Here is a 17,547-nt window from a genome sequence, read left to right as displayed (position 1 = left end):
TGAGAGCCTACGGGCCTCAGACCGTCATGATCTCCGCTTCCTTGGTCTGGACGAGCTTGTCGATCTCGGCCACGAAGCGGTCCGTCAGCTTCTGGACGTCGTCGCCGCCACGGCGCTCGTCGTCTTCGGAAATTTCCTTGTCCTTCACGAGCTTCTTGAGCTGCTCGTTGGCGTCGCGACGCAGGTTGCGCACGGCCACCTTCGCCGTCTCGCCCTCGTTCTTGACGACCTTGGTGAGCTCCTTGCGGCGCTCTTCGGTCAGCGCGGGCATCGGCACGCGGATCAGATCGCCGTGCGTAGCCGGGTTCAGGCCGAGATCCGACTCGCGGATCGCTTTTTCGATGACCTGCACCATCTTCTTTTCCCATGGCTGCACGCCGATCGTGCGGGCGTCCACGAGCGTGAGGTTCGCGACCTGCGAGATGGGCACGGGCGAACCGTAGTAATCGACCTGGATGTGATCGAGCAGGCCCGTATGGGCGCGGCCCGTGCGGATTTTCGCCAGGTCGCTCTTGAACGCTTCGATCGAGCGCTGCATTTTTTGCTCAGCGCCCTTCTTTATGTCAGCCACAGCCATTTTGATACCTCCGAACCTTCATTACGGTACGGGCCCGCCTGCTCGCTCAAAGGGCGGCGCGGCCCGCGTTCGTGTCTCGCGTGAGACGAGAGTTTACACGTGGACGAGCGTGCCTTCGTCTTCGCCTTGAATGATGCGCTTCAGCGCGCCCGGCTTGACGATGGAAAAAACCCGGATGGGCAGCTTCTGGTCGCGGCACAGCGCGAACGCCGTCGCGTCCATCACCTGCAGATTGCGGCCGATTGCCTCGTCGAAGCTGATCGACGAATAGCGCGTGGCCGTGGGATCCTTTTTCGGGTCCGCCGAGTAGACGCCGTCGACCTTGGTGGCCTTGAGCACGACTTCCGCGCCCACTTCCGCGCCGCGCAGCGCGGCGGCGGTATCGGTGGTGAAGAATGGATTGCCGGTGCCCGCCGCGAAGATCACGACCTTGCCCTCTTCGAGCTGGCGAATCGCACGCGGGCGAATGTACGGCTCGACCACCTGGTCCATGCGCAGCGCCGACTGCACGCGCGCCTCAATGCCCGCATGACGCATGGCGTCTTGCAGCGCGAGCGCGTTCATCATGGTGGCGAGCATGCCCATGTAGTCGGCCGTCGCGCGGTCCATGCCGGCCGCGCCGCCCGCGACGCCGCGGAAAATGTTGCCGCCGCCAATCACGACTGCGAGCTGGGTGCCGAGCCGAACCACCTCGGCCACGTCTGCCACCATTCGTTCGATCGTGGCGCGGTTGATGCCGAAGGCATCGTCGCCCATGAGGGCTTCGCCGGAAAGTTTGAGCAGGACGCGTTTATAGGCGGGTGTGGGCATGGAGGTATCCAGGATCGCGCGCAAAGGGCACTAACAGGGCAATAACTTGAAACTGTAGGGGTGAAATACGACTTGGGGCAAGCGCCGCCAGAATAGCGAAGATTTGCGCCACGGGGCGCGGCGGGAGTCCGCCGCGCAAGGCGCCGCTACATCGGGCGTCGCTACGCTGCCCACCGCGGCGGATCACTCCGCCGCGGCTTGCTACGGTACTGCGGTGATGCTTTTACTGCGATAAAGCTTGATGCTGCTTGATACGGCTTAATACTCGAAAGGCTTGCGCGGCCTTTATTGCTGCTTTGCAGCAGCGACTTGCGCGGCCACTTCGGCGGCGAAGTCGTCTTGGCGCTTCTCGATGCCTTCGCCCACCACGAAGAGGGCGAACTTTTGCACCGTCGCGCCAGCAGCCTTGAGCATCTGCTCGATCGTCTGCTTGTCGTTCTTCACGAACGGCTGGTTCAGCAGCGAGACTTCCTTCAGGTACTTCTGAACCGAACCTTCGACCATCTTCGCGACGATCTCAGCCGGCTTGCCCGATTCGGCAGCCTTCTGCTCGGCGATGCTGCGCTCCTTGGCGATCAACTCGGCCGGCACGTCGTCCGACGACAGCGAGACCGGCTTCATCGCGGCGATGTGCATCGCGACGTCCTTGCCCACTTGCTCTTCGGCGCCCGTGTACTCGACCAGCACGCCGATGCGCGTGCCGTGCAGGTACGCAGCCAGCTTGTTGGCGGTTTCGAAACGCGCGAAACGGCGGATCGAAAGGTTTTCGCCGATCTTGCCGACCAGCGCGAGGCGCACTGCGTCGACCGTCGAGCCGTCCAGCGGCAGCGCCGACAGAGCGGCGACGTCAGCCGGGTTTTGCGTAGCGACGAGTTCAGCGACCGTCTTGGCGAACGCGAGGAAGTCGTCGTTCTTCGCAACGAAGTCGGTTTCGCAGTTCAGTTCGACCACGGCGCCAGCGTTGGCACCGATGAACGACGAGATCACGCCTTCAGCCGTGACGCGCGACGCAGCCTTGCTTGCCTTGTTGCCGAGCTTCACACGCAGCAGTTCTTCTGCACGCGCGAGGTCGCCGTCGGCTTCCGTCAGCGCCTTCTTGCATTCCATCATCGGCGCATCGGTCTTCGCGCGCAGTTCTGCCACCATGCTTGCGGTAATTGCCGCCATCATTCGCTCCTTGAATCTGTCTGGTACGCGCCAGCCGCATGATTCGATGCGGCCAGCAGGAATTCGTTTCCGTAAATGCCGTGCTGAAACGCTTTTTTACAGCTGCTTCTACAGGACTACGGTGCCGCACATATGACGCGGCTTCGAACGCCACGGCTTAAAAAAAAGGGGCCTATGGAAAGCCCCCTTTTCTTGCCGGACACGGGGCGGCTTACGCCTCCGAATTGACCTCGACGAACTCGTCGCCGCCGTCGTCGCCGCGCACTGCTGCGACCACTTCGTTCACCGCGCTTGCGCGGCCTTCGAGGATCGCGTCAGCCACGCCTTGCGTGTAGAGCGCAACGGCCTTGCTGGCGTCGTCGTTGCCCGGGATCACGTAGTCGATGCCTTCCGGCGAGTGGTTCGTGTCGACCACGGCGATGACGGGGATGCCCAGCTTGTTCGCTTCCGTCACAGCAATCTTGTGGTAGCCGACGTCGACCACGAAGATTGCGTCGGGAATGCCGCCCATGTCCTTCACGCCGCCGATCGACTTTTGCAGCTTGGCGATTTCGCGTTCGAACAGGAGCGCTTCCTTCTTGCTCATCTTCTCGAGCTCGCCCGCCTCGACAGCTGCCTCCATGTCCTTCAAGCGCTTGATCGAAACCTTCAGCGTCTTGAAGTTGGTCAGCATGCCGCCGAGCCAGCGTGCGTTCACGAACGGCATGCCTGCGCGTGCTGCCTCGTCGGCGATCGTGTCGCGCGATTGACGCTTCGTGCCGACGAACAGGATCGTGCCGCGGTTCGCTGCCAGTTGACGCACATACTTCAGTGCGTCGTTGTACATCGGCAGCGTCTTTTCGAGGTTGATGATGTGAATCTTGTTGCGATGACCGAAGATGAACGGGGCCATCTTGGGGTTCCAGAAGCGCGTTTGGTGACCGAAGTGGACACCGGCTTCCAGCATCTGACGCATGGTAACTGCCATGTTGCAATTCTCCGCTAGGGTTTGGGTCTTAAGCCGGCTGCCGTATCGGGTGCGCCGCCCCGCTCTTTACAGGACTGACGCGCTCGACACCCTGGGTGCGCCGGCTCGCGATTTCAACAAAGTTGCCGCCGTTATTTTTTGCCTGCGGCGACAACAGGCATAATCGACTCCTGAATCCCGTTAAAAAAGATACAAGGGGCGACTTAGCCGAAGATTATAGCACGTAAAACTGACCACACTCAAGCCGGCTATTACCCTCGGAAGGGAGTGCGCCGGTGCGCCGACGGTGTGGCCGATATGTAATCCGATGTGTAGCTCAATGCGTCCGCCTCGCCGCTCAAAAGCCTGCGACCGTGCAGATAAGGTGCGATAATTTGATATTCGACTGCATTTTCGGGCGCACACCATGGCCATTTCGATCAAAAACGAACACGATATCGCGCAGATGCGCGTCGCCTGCCGGCTGGCGAGTGAGGTGCTCGACTACATTACGCCGTTTATCGTGGCGGGCGTGACGACGGGCGAAATCGACCGGCTCTGCCACGAATACATGACCAACGTGCAGGGCACGGTTCCGGCGCCGCTGAATTATCAGCCGCCCGGCTATCCGCCCTACCCGAAGGCGATCTGCACCTCGGTGAACGACGTGATCTGTCACGGTATTCCGGGCGACAAGGCGCTGAAGAACGGCGACACGCTCAATATCGACATCACTGTGATCAAGGAAGGCTACTTCGGCGACACGAGCCGCATGTTCATCGTCGGCGAGGGCTCGATTCTCGCGAAGCGCCTCGTGCAGACCACTTACGAATGCATGTGGCTCGGCATCGACCAGGTGCGCCCGGGCGGCCATCTGGGCGACATCGGGCACGCCATCCAGCGTTACGCCGAATCGCAAGGCTATAGCGTCGTGCGCGAGTATTGCGGCCACGGCATCGGCACGGTGTTCCACGATGATCCGCAGGTGCTCCATTACGGCCGCCCCGGTACCGGCGTCGAGCTGCTGCCCGGCATGATCTTCACCATCGAGCCGATGATCAATGCCGGCCGCCGCGAGATCCGCACCATGCCGGACCAATGGACGGTCAAGACCAAGGACCGCAGCCTTTCGGCGCAATGGGAGCACACTGTGCTCGTGACCGAAACGGGCTATGAAGTGCTGACGGTTTCGGCCGGCACGCCCGCGAAGCCGGCCATCGTCGCGCAGTTGGCGGGCTCCGCGGTCTGATTGTAATAGTCGTGAAGGCACTGCGCGCCAGCCGCGGCGCAGTGCCCAATTTGCACCTGGTCGCCGCCTGGTTTTTCTCTGATCACGGCGCCCTGGACGCGTGAGCGCGTGACGTCGGGCACAAACCAGGCACAAGCCGGCATCATCACCCCACGCGCGCACGGCCCTTCGCCCGGCAGTCCGCGCGCGGCGGGCATCCTTCAATCCGCGCCACCAGCACCGAAGCCCATGAGCGTTCCCGCCGTCGCCGCACCCGATACGTCGTCGCTGAAATCCGACTACAAGGCCGCCAAGGCCCAGTTGCTCGAACGGTTCAAGCACGCGGCCAATGTCGACTCGCTGATGCGCGCCCTTGCCCGCACCACCGACGACACGCTGCGCCGTGCCTGGAACCTGTGCGAGCTGCCGGCCTCGCTCGCGCTCGTGGCTGTGGGCGGATTCGGGCGCGGCGAGCTCGCGCCATACTCCGACGTCGACATTCTCGTGCTGCTCCCCGACGACGAAGCGCTCGCGCCGCTCGAAGCGCGCATCGAGCACTTCATCGGCCTCGCGTGGGACCTCGGCCTCGACATCGGCAGCAGTGTGCGCAGCGTCTCGCAATGCCTCGACGAGGCCGCCAGCGACGTCACAGTGCGCACGTCGCTGCTCGAAGCGCGCCGCCTCACAGGCAGCCCGACGCTGTTCGGCGACTTCGCCCAGCGCTACCGCGACGCCATGGACCCGCGCGCGTTCTTCCAGGCGAAAGTGCTGGAAATGCGCCAGCGCCACGGACGCTTCCAGGACACGCCCTACTCGCTGGAGCCGAACATCAAGGAAAGTCCCGGCGGCCTGCGCGACCTGCAATTGATCCTCTGGGTCACCGAAGCCGCGGCATTTGGCAGCAGCTGGAAAGAACTCGATCAGCGCGGCCTCATTACCGGGCGCGAGGCGCGCGAGCTGCGCCGCAACGAGGCATTCCTGAAGACGCTGCGCGCGCGCCTGCATGTGATCGCTGGCCGCCGCCAGGACATTCTCGTGTTCGATCTGCAGACGAGCGTCGCCGAAAGCTTTGGCTACTCGGCCAGCGCGGCGCGACGCGCGAGCGAGCAGCTCATGCGCCGCTACTATTGGGCCGCCAAGGCGGTTACGCAGCTTTCGACCATCCTGATCCAGAACATCGAGGCGCAGCTCTTCCCGAGCACGAGCGGCATCACGCGCACCCTCTCGAATCACTTCGTCGAGAAACAGGGCATGATCGAAATCGTGACCGACGACGTGTTCGAGCGCGAGCCGCATGCCATCCTCGAAGCCTTCCTGTTGTACGAACAGGTGCCGGGCGTGAAGGGCCTCTCGGCGCGCACCATGCGCGCGCTGTACAACGCGCGCGAAAAGATGGACCAGCACTGGCGCCGCGACCCCGAAAACCGCCGCCTCTTCATGGCGATCATCAAGGAGCCCGCGGGTATCACCCATGCCATCCGGCTGATGAACCAGACAAGCGTGCTGGGTCGCTATCTGCTGAACTTCCGGCGCATCGTCGGGCAGATGCAGCACGATCTCTATCACGTCTACACGGTCGATCAGCACATCCTGATGGTGCTGCGCAACATTCGCCGCTTCGCCGTGGCCGAGCACGCGCACGAGTATCCGTTCTGCAGCCAGTTGATCGGCAATTTCGAGCGGCCCTGGGTGCTCTACGTGGCGGCGCTCTTTCACGACATCGCCAAGGGGCGTGGCGGCGACCACTCGCAGCTCGGCATGGCCGACGCGCGACGTTTCTGCCGCGAGCATGGCATCGCCACGGACGACTCCGAACTCATCGTCTGGCTCGTGCAGCAGCACCTGACCATGAGCCAGGTCGCCCAGAAGCAGGACACGAGCGATCCCGAAGTGGTGAAGCGGTTTGCGGATCTGGTGGGCACGGAGCGGCGGCTCTCGGCGCTCTATCTGCTGACCGTCGCCGATATCCGCGGCACCAGTCCCAAGGTCTGGAATAACTGGAAAGGCAAGCTGCTCGAGGACCTCTACCGCTCGACCCTCGCCGTGCTCGGCGGCGCCAAGCCCGATGCCCACTCGGAGCTCAAGACGCGCCAGGAGCTGGCGCTCGCGCTGCTGCGCCTCGAAACGGTGCCGGAAAACGCGCACCGCGCGCTGTGGGACAAGCTCGACGTCGGTTATTTCCTGCGTCACGACGCCGCCGACATCGCGTGGCAGACGCGCGTGCTCTACCGGTACGTGGAGACGCCCTCGCCCGTCGTGCGCGCGCGGCCTTCGCCGGTTGGCGAGGCGCTGCAAGTGCTCGTCTACGCGAAGGACCGGCCGGACCTGTTCGCCACCATGTGCGCCTACTTCGACCGCAGCGGCCTGTCCGTGCTCGATGCGCGCGTGAGCACGACGCGCCACGGCTACGCGCTCGATAACTTCATCGTCGCCCACACCGAGGACGACGTGCATTACCGCGATATCGCGAACCTGGTCGAGCAGGAGCTCGCCCAACGCCTCGCGGCGTCCGGCAATCCATTGCCGGAGCCGTCGAAGGGGCGGCTCTCGCGCCTGTCGCGCACCTTCCCGGTGACACCGCGCGTCGACCTGCGGGCCGACGAGCGCGACCAATACTACATCCTGTCCGTGTCGGCGAACGACCGGCTGGGCCTTCTTTATTCCATCGCGCGCGTGCTGGCCGAGCACCGCATCGGCGTCCAGGCGGCGCGGATCAATACGCTCGGCGAGCGCGTGGAGGACGTGTTTCTGCTCGACGGTTCGGGTCTGTCCGACAACCGCCAGCAGATCCGCGTCGAAACAGAACTGCTGCGCGCGATAGCAGTGTGAAAGCAACAGCGAAAGACGTAGAACCATGCGAGCCAAACTGACAGCCAAACATCCGCGCCCGGCCACCCCCGAACGCGCCCCCGTCCGCCGCGGCAGCACAACTGCCCGCAAGCCGGTACGGCCAGCCGAGGCGCGGCCGGCTGAAGGACGGCCCGCACAAGCGCGCCCGTCCTCGGCGAAACCCGGCGGAAAACCCGCCTCAGGAAAGCCGGCGATGGCGCGCGAGCGCGACACATCCGGCCGTCCCGCACGCGCGCCGCGCGAAGGCGGCGGCTATGGCGACGAACGTCGCCGCCGCGATGCGGGAGACGCGCCGCGCGGCGCCAAGCCGTGGGACCGCGATGCGCGGCCCGCGCGCCGCACTGATGGTGATGAGCGACGCCCGTTCCGTGCCCGTGAAGAGGGTGGCGAGCGCCGCTTCCCGCGCCGTGACGAAGGTGAAGGCCAACGTCCTTTCCGTGCCCGCGACGAGGGTGGCGAACGCCGTTTCCCACGCCGCGACGAAGGTGAAGGCCAACGTCCTTTCCGTGCCCGCGATGAGGGTAGCGAACGCCGTTTCCCACGCCGTGACGAAGGCAGTGAACGCCGCCCCCCCCGTGCTCGTGAAGAGGGCGGCGATCGCCGCTTCCCGCGCCGTGACGAAGGTGAAGGCCAACGCCCCTTCCGCGCTCGAGACGAAGGTGGTGAACGCCGCCCGTTCCGTGCTCGCGATGAAGGCGGCGATCGCCGCTTCCCGCGCCGTGACGAAGGTGAAGGCCAACGCCCCTTCCGCGCTCGCGACGAAGGTGGTGAACGCCGCCCGTTCCGTGCTCGCGATGAAGGCGGCGAACGCCGCTTCCCGCGTCGTGACGAAGGCGAAGGCCAACGCCCCTTCCGCGCTCGCGACGAAGGTGGTGAACGCCGCCCGTTCCGTGCTCGCGATGAAGGCGGCGATCGACGCCCCGCGTTTCGCCGCGATCAGGGCTCCGACGAACGGCGTCCGCGCGACGACCGAGGCTTCGCGCGCCCCGTGAAACCCTCCTGGGGCAACGCAAACGAGCGCAGCGGCGAAGGCTCGCGCCCCCGCAGCCGCAACGATGGCGAATCGTTCGCTCCGCGCGAGCGGCGCGGCGCAGAAGTCGCGCACGCACGCAAGTCCGGGCCCAAACCCTTCGCGAAGGGCCCCGACCAGGCACCGCGCCGCGCGCCGGCGCGCACTGCCGATGACCATACCTCCCCGCAACGCACCGCGCGCGTGGAAGTCGACGGCGACAATACGCTGCGCCTGTCCAAGCGCATGTCGGAGCTAGGCCTGTGCTCACGCCGCGAGGCCGATGAATGGATCGAGAAAGGCTGGGTCTACGTGGACGGCGAGGTCGTCGATACGCTAGGCGCCAAGGTCACGCCGGAGCAACGCATCGAAATCGATCCCGCTGCGCTCGCCGCACAGGCGCGCCAGGTGACGATCCTGCTGCACAAGCCGGTGGGCTACGTTTCGGGTCAGGCCGAGGACGGCTATGAGCCGGCGACCACGCTCGTCACGGCCGGGAATCATTGGGACGGCGACCACTCGGGTATCCGCTTCTCGGCGCAACACCTGCGTACGCTCGCCCCGGCGGGCCGCCTCGACATCGACTCGACGGGTCTGCTCGTCCTGACCCAGGATGGCCGTGTCGCGAAGCAGTTGATCGGCGAAAGCTCAGATATCGACAAGGAGTACCTCGTGCGCGTGACCTACGGCGATATCGAGACGGAAGTCGACCAGCACTTCCCGCCCGAGTCGCTCGCGAAACTGCGCCACGGCCTCTCGCTCGACGACGTGCCGCTCAAGCCCGCGATGGTGAGCTGGCAAAACGGTGAGCAGTTGCGTTTCGTGCTGCGCGAAGGCAAGAAGCGCCAGATCCGCCGCATGTGCGAACTGGTCGGGCTGAAAGTGGTGGGCCTCAAGCGCGTGCGCATGGGCCGCGTGCTGCTGGGCGCACTGCCGCAAGGGCAATGGCGCTATCTGTCGGCTGACGAGGCGTTCTGAAGCCGCCGCGGTTGCTGAAACCGCTGAAACCCGCGCATCGCGCGCGGGCTGCAACAAAAAACGGGAGTCGTCTGGCTCCCGTTTTTCATGCGCGCCCGCTTTCCGGCGCGCCCCGTCTCAATCGTCGCTCTTCGGATCGAGATCGGGGAACAGGATGTCGGTGAAGCCGAACTTCGAGAAGTCGGTGATGCGCATGGGGTACAGCTTGCCGATCAGATGGTCGCATTCGTGCTGGACCACGCGCGCGTGAAAGCCTTCGGCCACGCGCTCGATGGGGTTGCCGTGCTGGTCGAAGCCGTCGTAGCGGATCATCGAGTAGCGGCTCACCGCGCCACGCATGCCCGGCACCGAAAGACAGCCTTCCCAGCCCTCTTCCATGTCGTGCGAAAGCGGATGGATAACCGGATTGATCAGCACCGTTTGCGGCACCGCCGGCGCGTCGGGATAGCGCTCGTTGTCTTCGAAGCCGAAGATCACGACCTGCAGGTCGACGCCGATCTGCGGCGCGGCGAGCCCCGCCCCGTTCGCTGCGCGCATCGTGTCGAACATGTCGGCGATCAGTTCGTGCAACTCGGGCGTGTCGAAATGGTCGACCGGTCTGGCGATGCCGAGCAGGCGCGGATCGCCCATCCTGAGAATTTCGCGAATCATGTCGTGTGCCCCTCCAGGAGCTTGTGCAACCCTTCTTCGTCGAGCACCGGCACGCCGAGTTCCTCGGCTTTCGCGAGCTTGCTGCCCGCGTCGGCGCCCGCCACCACGTAGTCGGTCTTCTTCGACACCGAGCCGGCCACCTTCGCACCGGCCGCTTCCAGCATCTCCTTCGCCTCTTCGCGCTTGAGCGTGGGCAGCGTACCGGTGAGTACCACCGTCTTGCCCGCCAGCACGCCCACCGGCGCCTTCGGCGCGGGCGGACCGTCCGCCCATCTGACCTTGCCCGGCGCGCGCAGTTGCTCGATTACGGTGCGGTTATGTTCTTCCGCAAAGAACTGATGAATCGACTCGGCCACCACGGGGCCGACATCGTTGACCTCGAGCAACTGCTCGAGGGACGCGTCCATGATGGGGTCGAGCGAGCCGAAATGCTTCGCCAGGTCCTTCGCCGTGGATTCGCCCACGTGGCGAATACCAAGCGCATAGATAAAACGAGCCAGCGTCGTTGACTTGGCTTTCTCGAGCGAATCGAGCAGATTCTGTGCCGACTTGTCCGCCATGCGCTCGAGCTCGGCCAGCGTCGAGAATCCGAGGTTGAAAAGGTCGGCCGGCGTGCGCACGAGATTCTGGTCGACGAGCTGGTCAATGATCTTCTCGCCCAGGCCATCGATATCGAGCGCGCGGCGCTGCGCGAAGTGCCACAGCGCCTGCTTGCGTTGCGCCGGGCAGAACAGGCCGCCGGTGCAACGGGCAATCGCTTCATCGGGCAGGCGCTCGATGCCCGAGCCGCACACCGGGCACGCGGTGGGCATCACGAACTCGCGAGCGTCCTCGGGACGGCGGTCGATGAGCGCGCTCACCACCTCGGGAATCACGTCGCCCGCGCGGCGCACGATCACCGTGTCGCCGATGCGGATGTCCTTGCGGCGCACTTCGTCTTCGTTGTGCAGCGTGGCATTCGTGACGGTCGCGCCGCCCACGAACACGGGTTCGAGACGCGCAACCGGCGTGATGGCGCCGGTGCGACCCACCTGCACGTCGATGGCGACGACCTTGGTGAGCGCCTCCTGGGCCGGGAATTTGTGAGCAAGCGCGAAACGCGGCGCGCGAGAGACGAAGCCGAGCCGCTCCTGCTCGTCGCGCCGGTTGACCTTGTAGACCACGCCGTCGATGTCGTAGGGCAGCGCGTCGCGCTTATCGCCCATGCCGCGGAAAAACTCCAGCAGACCCTGCGCGCCCTTCACCACCGCGCGCTCGCTGTTCACCGGCAAGCCCATTTTCGCGTACCAGTCGAGCAACTCGCTGTGCGTGGCCGGCATGGGCTCGCCCTCTAGCACGCCAATACCATATGCGAAGAACGACAGTGGCCGCTGCGCCGTGATCTTCGAATCGAGCTGGCGCAGGCTGCCCGCCGCCGCGTTGCGCGGGTTCGCAAACTCCTTGTGGCCCGCTTCGCGCTGACGCTCGTTCATGCGGTCGAAGTCGCGGCGGAACATCAGCACTTCGCCGCGCACGTCGAGCACCTTCGGCACGTGCTGGCCTTTCAGGCGTAGCGGCAGCGAGCGAATGGTGCGCACGTTTTCCGTGACGTTCTCGCCGGTCGTGCCGTCGCCGCGCGTGGAAGCCTGCACGAACACACCGTCCACATAGCGCAGCGAGATGGCCAGGCCGTCGAACTTGAGCTCGCAGGCGTACTCGACCGGGTCGCCTTCGGCCTTGCCGAGCGTGTCGGACACACGCTTGTCGAACGCGGCGATGTCGTCGTCAGCGAAGCCGTTGTTGAGCGAGAGCATCGGCACGTCGTGCACCACGGGCTCGAAGCCTGCCGCCGCCTCGCCGCCCACGCGCTGCGTGGGTGAATCGGGCGAGACAAGCTCCGGGTGCTCGGACTCGATGCCCTGGAGCTCGCGAAACAGCGTGTCGTATTCCGCGTCGGGCAGCTCCGGCTGATCGAGCACGTAGTACGCGTAATTGGCGCGCTCGAGTTCGGCGCGCAACCACGACGCGCGCTGCGCAGCAGTGGATTCTTCGGGAGGACGGGCGGGAGAACGGACCATGCTTGGGGCGGCTTCTTCTGAGTGAATTAGATTGTCAGATTATCTCAGGAAGCCACGGACGTGGCATCGGCCGATCGGCTAGCTCGGTGCGTCGCCGAACTGTCCCGGCGTTTGCGCCGCGCACAAAAAAGCGCGGCGCCGTGATTGGCGCCGCGCCTCTTGCTATGACAAAGCGTTGGCTTTACTGACTGAAGAGCCGCCGCGTGGCCGCCGAGCCCGCCGGAATGCCGGCCTGCTCGAGCTTCGCGTAGAGCGTCATGAGCTGCTTGTCGATGGACTGCAGCACGGATTCAGGCAACGGTCGGCGCTGGTCGTCCACCACGCGACCGCCAATGCGCTCCGCGAGCGAGCGGGCGTAATCGCACATCAGGCGGAACGGCAGGATGTCTTCGTCGGCCACCGGCACGTCGAGGACCAGGGTAATCATCTGGCCGCCCTTGTAGGTGAGATCGTCGCGCAGGAAATTGGTGTCGCCGAATTGCAGCATGAACACCGGGCTCTGCTTCGAGTCGAGCTTCACGAAGCGCGTGCCGTCGCGCGAGAGTAGCAAGCCGTCCTGGGCCGCCACCGCCTGCACGTAGTTCGCCGACCACGGTGCGCCGTCCGAGAGCACGTTGATCGAAAGCTGGGCATCGCACTGCGCAGCGAAACCGTCGAGCTCGCGGGCCATCGCCACTGTTTCCGTCATATCGGGAAATTCGGGCAGCCCATCGAGCGCATCGGCGAATTGCTGCACCCCCGCGACGAACTCCGAGAACTCGAGTTCGTTGAGCGGTCCGTTGCGGTTCGCCAGTTGCGCAGCCGCGCGCAATTCTTCGTAGCGCACGCCGTTTTGCAGCAGCTCCCAACCGTCGCCGCCTTCGGGCTTGCCTTCGATATGCACCGGCTTGCTGCCCGCGCGGCGCAAGCGCTGCGCGAACGGAATCACGCGCTCGCCGGGCAGCGGCCCGCCGATCCGGATCGGCACGATGCAGTCGATGCGACGGTCCACGATGGCGGGCGGCGCAGACGAGATCGTCGTGGCGGCAGGCAGCACCGGCTCGACGCGTTCGGTGCGTTTTTCGTCCCGCTTCTCATCGCGCTTCTCATCGCGCTTCTCGTCCCGCCTCTCGTCCTCTGCGCCGTGAGCCGCCGGCTCGCCGTGCTCCGTGGAGGACGCGTGCGGCTGCTCGCCCTCGGCCTCATCAGGCTCGTCGTTCGCAAAACCATTCGGCGAGGTTCTCTCTGCCTGGATGTCCACCGGCGTATCGGCCGGCGCCACGGCGCCGAACCCCGGCTCCACGCGCTCCTCGGCGGCACTGCCGCCCGCGAGCGATGGTTCGCGCTTGGCCGGCGCGCGCGCCGGCTCGATGAACGGGCTCTGCTCGTTCGGGTCGTCCCGCGGCGGCGCCTCAGCCGCTTCTTCGGGCATCGGGCGCGGCATGCGCCGGCGCACCCTGGCGCTCTGCCACGCGTTGTACACCACCACGCCCCCGACGACCACGGCACCCGTGCCGATCAACCCGAGAGTCAACTGATCCATGCATGCTCCATCTGCAATTCTTTTCCGGCGGCGCGCGCCATCCCTCAGGAACACGCGCACCGCATGCGTGGCGCCAGCGGCACTTGCAGCGGCCGCCCTTCTCGTAAAACGCAGGCGTTGCCAGCCGCGCGCCGCGCGCCGTTATTCAGTCCAACCGTCAGCCCAACCCGTCAGTCCCGCCGTCGGATCTGCCCGTCAGACCATCAGGCCATATTCTGTGCGAAACCGGCTGCCGTTTCCATGTCGACCGCAACGATGCGCGAAACGCCCTGCTCCTGCATCGTCACGCCAATCAACTGCTGCGCCATCTCCATCGCGATCTTGTTGTGCGAGATGAACAGGAACTGCGTCTTGTCCGACATCGCGCGCACCAGATTGGCGAAGCGTTCCGTGTTGGCGTCGTCGAGCGGCGCGTCCACTTCGTCGAGCAGACAGAACGGCGCCGGATTCAACTGGAACATCGCGAACACGAGCGCCGTGGCGGTGAGCGCCTTCTCGCCGCCCGAAAGCAGGTGAATCGTCGAGTTCTTCTTGCCGGGCGGCTGCGCCATCACCTGCACGCCGGCGTCGAGAATCTCGTCGCCGGTCATGATGAGCTTCGCCTGGCCGCCGCCAAAGAGGCGCGGGAACAAGTCGCCGAAATGCCGGTTCACCTCGTCGAAGGTGCCTTGCAGCAGCGTGCGCGTTTCCTGGTCGATCTTGCGGATCGCGTCTTCGAGCGTTTCGATCGCGCTCGTGAGGTCCGCGGACTGCGCATCGAGGAAGGTCTTGCGCTCCTTCGCGGCGGCCAGCTCGTCGAGCGCGGCCATGTTGACCGGCCCGAGCGCCGCGATCGCGTTGTTGATGCGCGTGACTTCGCCCTGCAGATAAGAAGGCTTGAGGTCGCCCGTGAGCTTTTCCTGCAACGCGGCCTCGTCCACGCCCGCGGCTTGCAGTTGCTCGACGAACTGCTCGCCGTTCAGGCGCGCGGCCTGCTCCTTCAACTGCAATTCGGTGATACGGTCGCGCAGCGGTTGCAGCGCGCGCTCGGCGGTCAGGCGCGTCTCGTCGGCCGCGCGCAGCTTCGCGCTCAGGTCGTCGAGTTCGGCGCGCGCGGCGCGCAGCGCTTCTTCCTTCTCCGCGCGGATTTCCAGCGCGTCCTGCAGGCCCGTGTGCGCGGTCTGCTCGTTGATCGTTTCCAGCTCGGCGCGCGCGTCTTCGAGCGAAACGGCTACGCGCTCGCTCTGGTCGTGCGCGACCTGGATGTTGCGCTTGAGCTCTTCGATGCGGTTGGCCATGTTGCGCGCCGCGAAGCGCGCATCGCCCGCCGCACGCTCGAGATCGCGCGCCTCGTTGCGCGCGTTGCCCAACTCCTCGTCGAGCGACTCGAACGCCAGTTGATTGTCTTCGAAGCGAGCCTGCAACTCCGCGAGCTCGGCGTCATGGCGCTCGAAGTTCGCCTCCGACTCCGCACGCAGCGCGCGCTGCTCTTCGATCTGCGCGCGGATCTCTTCGAGTTCCTCGCGAATCTGCGTGCTGCGCGCCGTATAGCGCTCGTGCGCCTGGGTGAGCTTGAGCACGTCCATCTGCAGCGCGTGCACGCGCTGCGTCGCGCGCTCGGCCTGCTGGCGCACTTCGGTGAGCGCCTGGGCCGCCTGGGTATGCGCAGCTTCCGCACGTACCGCGGCGGTACGTGCGTCGTCAGCGAGCAGTGCCTGGGCGCGCACCTGGCGCGTGAGATTCTCGATTTCCTGCTGGCGCGCCAGCATGCCCGCCTGCTCCGAATCGGCGGCATAGAGCTGCACGCCCACGCGCGTCACCGTATGGCCAGCCTTCACCACGAAGGCACCGCCTTCGGGCAACTGCGCGCGCTGCGCAAGCGCTTCGGCGAGATCGGCGGCCACGAAGCTCGTGCCGAGCCACTCGTTGAGCACCGCGCGCAAGCCCGCGTCGTCGATGCGCACGAGCGAGAGCAGCGGCGTGAGACCCGCGGGCGCGGCCGGCGCCTGTCCGGCCGGCGGCGGCGCATAGAACGCAAGCTTGGCCGGCGGCGCATCGGTCGCGAACGCCTTCACCCAGTCGAGATTCGATACTTCGAGCGCGGCAAGCCGCTCGCGCAGCACAGCTTCGAGTGCGGTCTCCCAGCCGGCTTCGACATGGAGCTTCTTCCACAGACGCGGCAGCGCGCCCAGTTCATGGCGCTCGAGCCACGGCTGGATCTTGCCTTCGGTCTGCACGTTCTCCTGGAGCTGCTTGAGCGCGGCGAGGCGCGCTTCGAGCTGATGGATCTGCGCGCCTTCGGCCTGCACGCGCTCGTGCGCGGCGCGGCGCTCCGCGTCGAGGCGCGGCACCGTGTCCTGCGCATCGGCAAGACGCTCCTGCGCCTCGCGCAGAACTTCTTCCTGCTCGGCCAGTTGCATGCGCAACTCTTCGAGCTGCACTTCGTCGGGCGCGTCGAGACCGCCTTCCTCCGACTTCAGACGCTCGTGGCGCTGCTGAAGCTGCTGGAGCATCTGGTCGGCGTTGCGCTGATGCGCGGCTTCGAGCTTGATCGCCTGTTCGGTACGCGCGATGCCCGCGCGCTCGTCATTCAGTTGCGCCTGCGCATCGCGCCAGCGGTTTTCGAGCGCGGGCAGCGCTTCCTGCTTCGCGGCCGCCTGTTCTTCGGCGATGGCCGCCTTTTCCTCGCCCATCGCGAGCTGCTCTTCGGCGTCCGCGATGTCGTCCTGGGCCTTCTGCGCCTGCACCTGCCATTGCTCGCGCTGCGCGGTGAGCGCCGCGATCTGCGCCTGCACGCGATTGCGCGATTCGACGATGAACTTGATTTCCGCTTCGAGGCGGCTCACTTCGGCGTTCGCTTCATAGAGCGAGCCTTGCGCGCCCTGCATCGCATCGCTCGCTGAATAGTGCGCGACGCGCAGCGTTTCGAGCTGCGCTTCCACCTCGCGCAGTTGCGCGGTGTGCCGCTCGAGGTCGATCTGCGCCTGCTCGATCGCGCGTTGCTGGCGCTGCTGCTCGCTGGCCGCTTCGTTCTTGCGCAGCAGCCACAACAGACGCTGCTTTTCCTCGCCTTCGGCCTGCAGCTCGCGGAACTTCGTCGCCACCACCGCCTGGCCTTCGAGCTTCTCCAGGTTCGCGGAGAGCTCGCGCACGATGTCCTCCACGCGCGTGAGGTTCTCGCGCGTGTCGTGCAGACGGTTTTCCGTCTCGCGGCGGCGTTCCTTGTACTTCGAGACGCCCGCGGCCTCTTCGAGGAATACGCGCAGCTCTTCGGGCTTCGCCTCGATGATGCGAGCGATCATGCCCTGCCCGATGATCGCGTACGCGCGCGGCCCGAGGCCGGTGCCGAGGAAGATGTCCTGGATGTCGCGCCGGCGTGCCGGCAGATTGTTGATGTAGTAGCTCGAGGTGCCGTCGCGCGTGAGCACGCGCTTGACAGCGATCTCGGCATACTGGCCCCACTGGCCCGCGGCGCGCCCGTCCGCGTTGTCGAACACGAGTTCGACACTCGCGCGGCTGCCCGGCTTGCGTGCGGTGGAGCCGTTGAAAATGACGTCCTGCATCGACTCGCCGCGCAGCTCCGACGCGCGGGATTCGCCGAGCACCCAGCGCACGGCGTCGATGATGTTCGATTTGCCACAGCCATTAGGCCCGACCACTCCGACGAGTTGGCCCGGGACCTGGAAATGCGTGGGATCGACGAATGATTTGAAGCCAGCGAGTTTAATCGAGGTCAGACGCACGGCGATATCGCTGTTTGAATAGGGAGAGTG

13 protein-coding genes are annotated in these 17,547 nt (G+C 65.5%); 4 read left to right on the top strand and 9 right to left on the bottom strand.

Translation table 11 applies throughout. The features are described from left to right. Window positions 1–16: 16 nt before the first annotated feature. The 4 genes from frr to rpsB form a co-directional block, all read right to left on the bottom strand. Window positions 17–577, bottom strand: coding sequence for a ribosome recycling factor (frr, locus tag L5014_RS09375; protein ID WP_213295905.1), 561 nt, complete (start codon window positions 575–577; stop codon window positions 17–19). Between the two features lie 93 nt (window positions 578–670). Beyond that, the gene (gene pyrH, locus L5014_RS09370; protein WP_238463346.1) at window positions 671–1,387 is read right to left on the bottom strand and encodes a UMP kinase; all 717 of its coding nucleotides are present in this window, start codon (window positions 1,385–1,387) and stop codon (window positions 671–673) included. A gap of 285 nt (window positions 1,388–1,672) precedes the next feature. Continuing rightward, window positions 1,673–2,554 carry a translation elongation factor Ts gene (gene tsf, locus L5014_RS09365; protein WP_238463494.1) on the bottom strand — a complete coding sequence of 294 codons (882 nt, stop codon included), beginning with the start codon at window positions 2,552–2,554 and terminating at the stop codon, window positions 1,673–1,675. A gap of 211 nt (window positions 2,555–2,765) precedes the next feature. Beyond that, the gene (gene rpsB, locus L5014_RS09360) at window positions 2,766–3,521 is read right to left on the bottom strand and encodes a 30S ribosomal protein S2 (RefSeq protein ID WP_238463345.1); all 756 of its coding nucleotides are present in this window, start codon (window positions 3,519–3,521) and stop codon (window positions 2,766–2,768) included. 406 nt (window positions 3,522–3,927) lie between these two features. Here rpsB and map point away from each other — a divergent pair, with 406 nt between their 5' ends. Both map and L5014_RS09350 read left to right on the top strand, forming a co-directional pair. Beyond that, a complete protein-coding gene (gene map, locus L5014_RS09355; RefSeq protein WP_238463344.1) occupies window positions 3,928–4,749 on the top strand; it encodes a type I methionyl aminopeptidase in 822 nt (273 codons plus the stop codon). Window positions 4,750–4,977: 228 nt separating this feature from the next. Then, window positions 4,978–7,557: a [protein-PII] uridylyltransferase gene (locus L5014_RS09350; RefSeq protein ID WP_238463343.1), complete on the top strand. Its 2,580-nt coding sequence runs from the start codon at window positions 4,978–4,980 to the stop codon at window positions 7,555–7,557. A gap of 199 nt (window positions 7,558–7,756) precedes the next feature. Here L5014_RS09350 and L5014_RS38795 read toward each other — a convergent pair whose 3' ends face one another. Further along, the gene (locus tag L5014_RS38795; protein WP_338019274.1) at window positions 7,757–8,212 is read right to left on the bottom strand and encodes a hypothetical protein; all 456 of its coding nucleotides are present in this window, start codon (window positions 8,210–8,212) and stop codon (window positions 7,757–7,759) included. On the opposite strand from L5014_RS38795, the gene L5014_RS38790 reads away from it, so the two are divergent. Both L5014_RS38790 and L5014_RS38785 read left to right on the top strand, forming a co-directional pair. Beyond that, window positions 8,202–8,570 (top strand): hypothetical protein, encoded by a 369-nt coding sequence (locus L5014_RS38790; protein WP_338019273.1) that lies wholly within the window; start codon window positions 8,202–8,204, stop codon window positions 8,568–8,570. The two genes, L5014_RS38795 and L5014_RS38790, sit on opposite strands and share 11 nt — an antisense overlap. Then, window positions 8,567–9,565: a pseudouridine synthase gene (locus L5014_RS38785; RefSeq protein ID WP_338019272.1), complete on the top strand. Its 999-nt coding sequence runs from the start codon at window positions 8,567–8,569 to the stop codon at window positions 9,563–9,565. The genes L5014_RS38790 and L5014_RS38785 overlap by 4 nt, the downstream gene beginning before the upstream one ends. 117 nt (window positions 9,566–9,682) lie before the next feature. Here the strand turns inward: L5014_RS38785 and def are convergent, their stop codons facing one another. The 4 genes from def to smc all read right to left on the bottom strand — a co-directional run bounded on the left by def (window position 9,683) and on the right by smc (window position 17,517). Beyond that, on the bottom strand, window positions 9,683–10,216 hold the full coding sequence (def, locus tag L5014_RS09340; RefSeq protein ID WP_238463341.1) for a peptide deformylase: 534 nt from the start codon (window positions 10,214–10,216) through the stop codon (window positions 9,683–9,685). Further along, the gene (ligA, locus tag L5014_RS09335) at window positions 10,213–12,273 is read right to left on the bottom strand and encodes an NAD-dependent DNA ligase LigA (RefSeq protein ID WP_238463340.1); all 2,061 of its coding nucleotides are present in this window, start codon (window positions 12,271–12,273) and stop codon (window positions 10,213–10,215) included. The genes def and ligA overlap by 4 nt, the downstream gene beginning before the upstream one ends. Window positions 12,274–12,454: 181 nt before the next feature. After that, window positions 12,455–13,795, bottom strand: a complete 1,341-nt coding sequence (locus tag L5014_RS09330) for a cell division protein ZipA C-terminal FtsZ-binding domain-containing protein (protein WP_238463339.1) — start codon at window positions 13,793–13,795, stop codon at window positions 12,455–12,457. 203 nt (window positions 13,796–13,998) lie between these two features. Then, window positions 13,999–17,517, bottom strand: coding sequence for a chromosome segregation protein SMC (gene smc / locus L5014_RS09325; protein ID WP_238463338.1), 3,519 nt, complete (start codon window positions 17,515–17,517; stop codon window positions 13,999–14,001). Window positions 17,518–17,547 lie beyond the last annotated feature (30 nt).

The sequence above is a fragment of the Paraburkholderia tagetis genome (assembly GCF_022213065.1).
GTDB classification, from domain to species: Bacteria; Pseudomonadota; Gammaproteobacteria; order Burkholderiales; family Burkholderiaceae; genus Paraburkholderia; species Paraburkholderia tagetis.
Note: the sequence above shows the minus strand (reverse complement) of the source record. Positions and strands in the feature narration are given on the sequence as shown.

Bases quoted from the DNA above. Each gene is read 5' to 3' on its own strand.
- frr (WP_213295905.1), bottom strand. From the start codon at position 577: ATGGCTGTGGCTGACATAAAGAAGGGCGCTGAGCAAAAAATGCAGCGC.
- pyrH (WP_238463346.1), bottom strand. From the start codon at position 1,387: ATGCCCACACCCGCCTATAAACGCGTCCTGCTCAAACTTTCCGGCGAA.
- tsf (WP_238463494.1), bottom strand. From the start codon at position 2,554: ATGGCGGCAATTACCGCAAGCATGGTGGCAGAACTGCGCGCGAAGACC.
- rpsB (WP_238463345.1), bottom strand. From the start codon at position 3,521: ATGGCAGTTACCATGCGTCAGATGCTGGAAGCCGGTGTCCACTTCGGT.
- map (WP_238463344.1), top strand. From the start codon at position 3,928: ATGGCCATTTCGATCAAAAACGAACACGATATCGCGCAGATGCGCGTC.
- L5014_RS09350 (WP_238463343.1), top strand. From the start codon at position 4,978: ATGAGCGTTCCCGCCGTCGCCGCACCCGATACGTCGTCGCTGAAATCC.
- def (WP_238463341.1), bottom strand. From the start codon at position 10,216: ATGATTCGCGAAATTCTCAGGATGGGCGATCCGCGCCTGCTCGGCATC.
- ligA (WP_238463340.1), bottom strand. From the start codon at position 12,273: ATGGTCCGTTCTCCCGCCCGTCCTCCCGAAGAATCCACTGCTGCGCAG.
- L5014_RS09330 (WP_238463339.1), bottom strand. From the start codon at position 13,795: ATGGATCAGTTGACTCTCGGGTTGATCGGCACGGGTGCCGTGGTCGTC.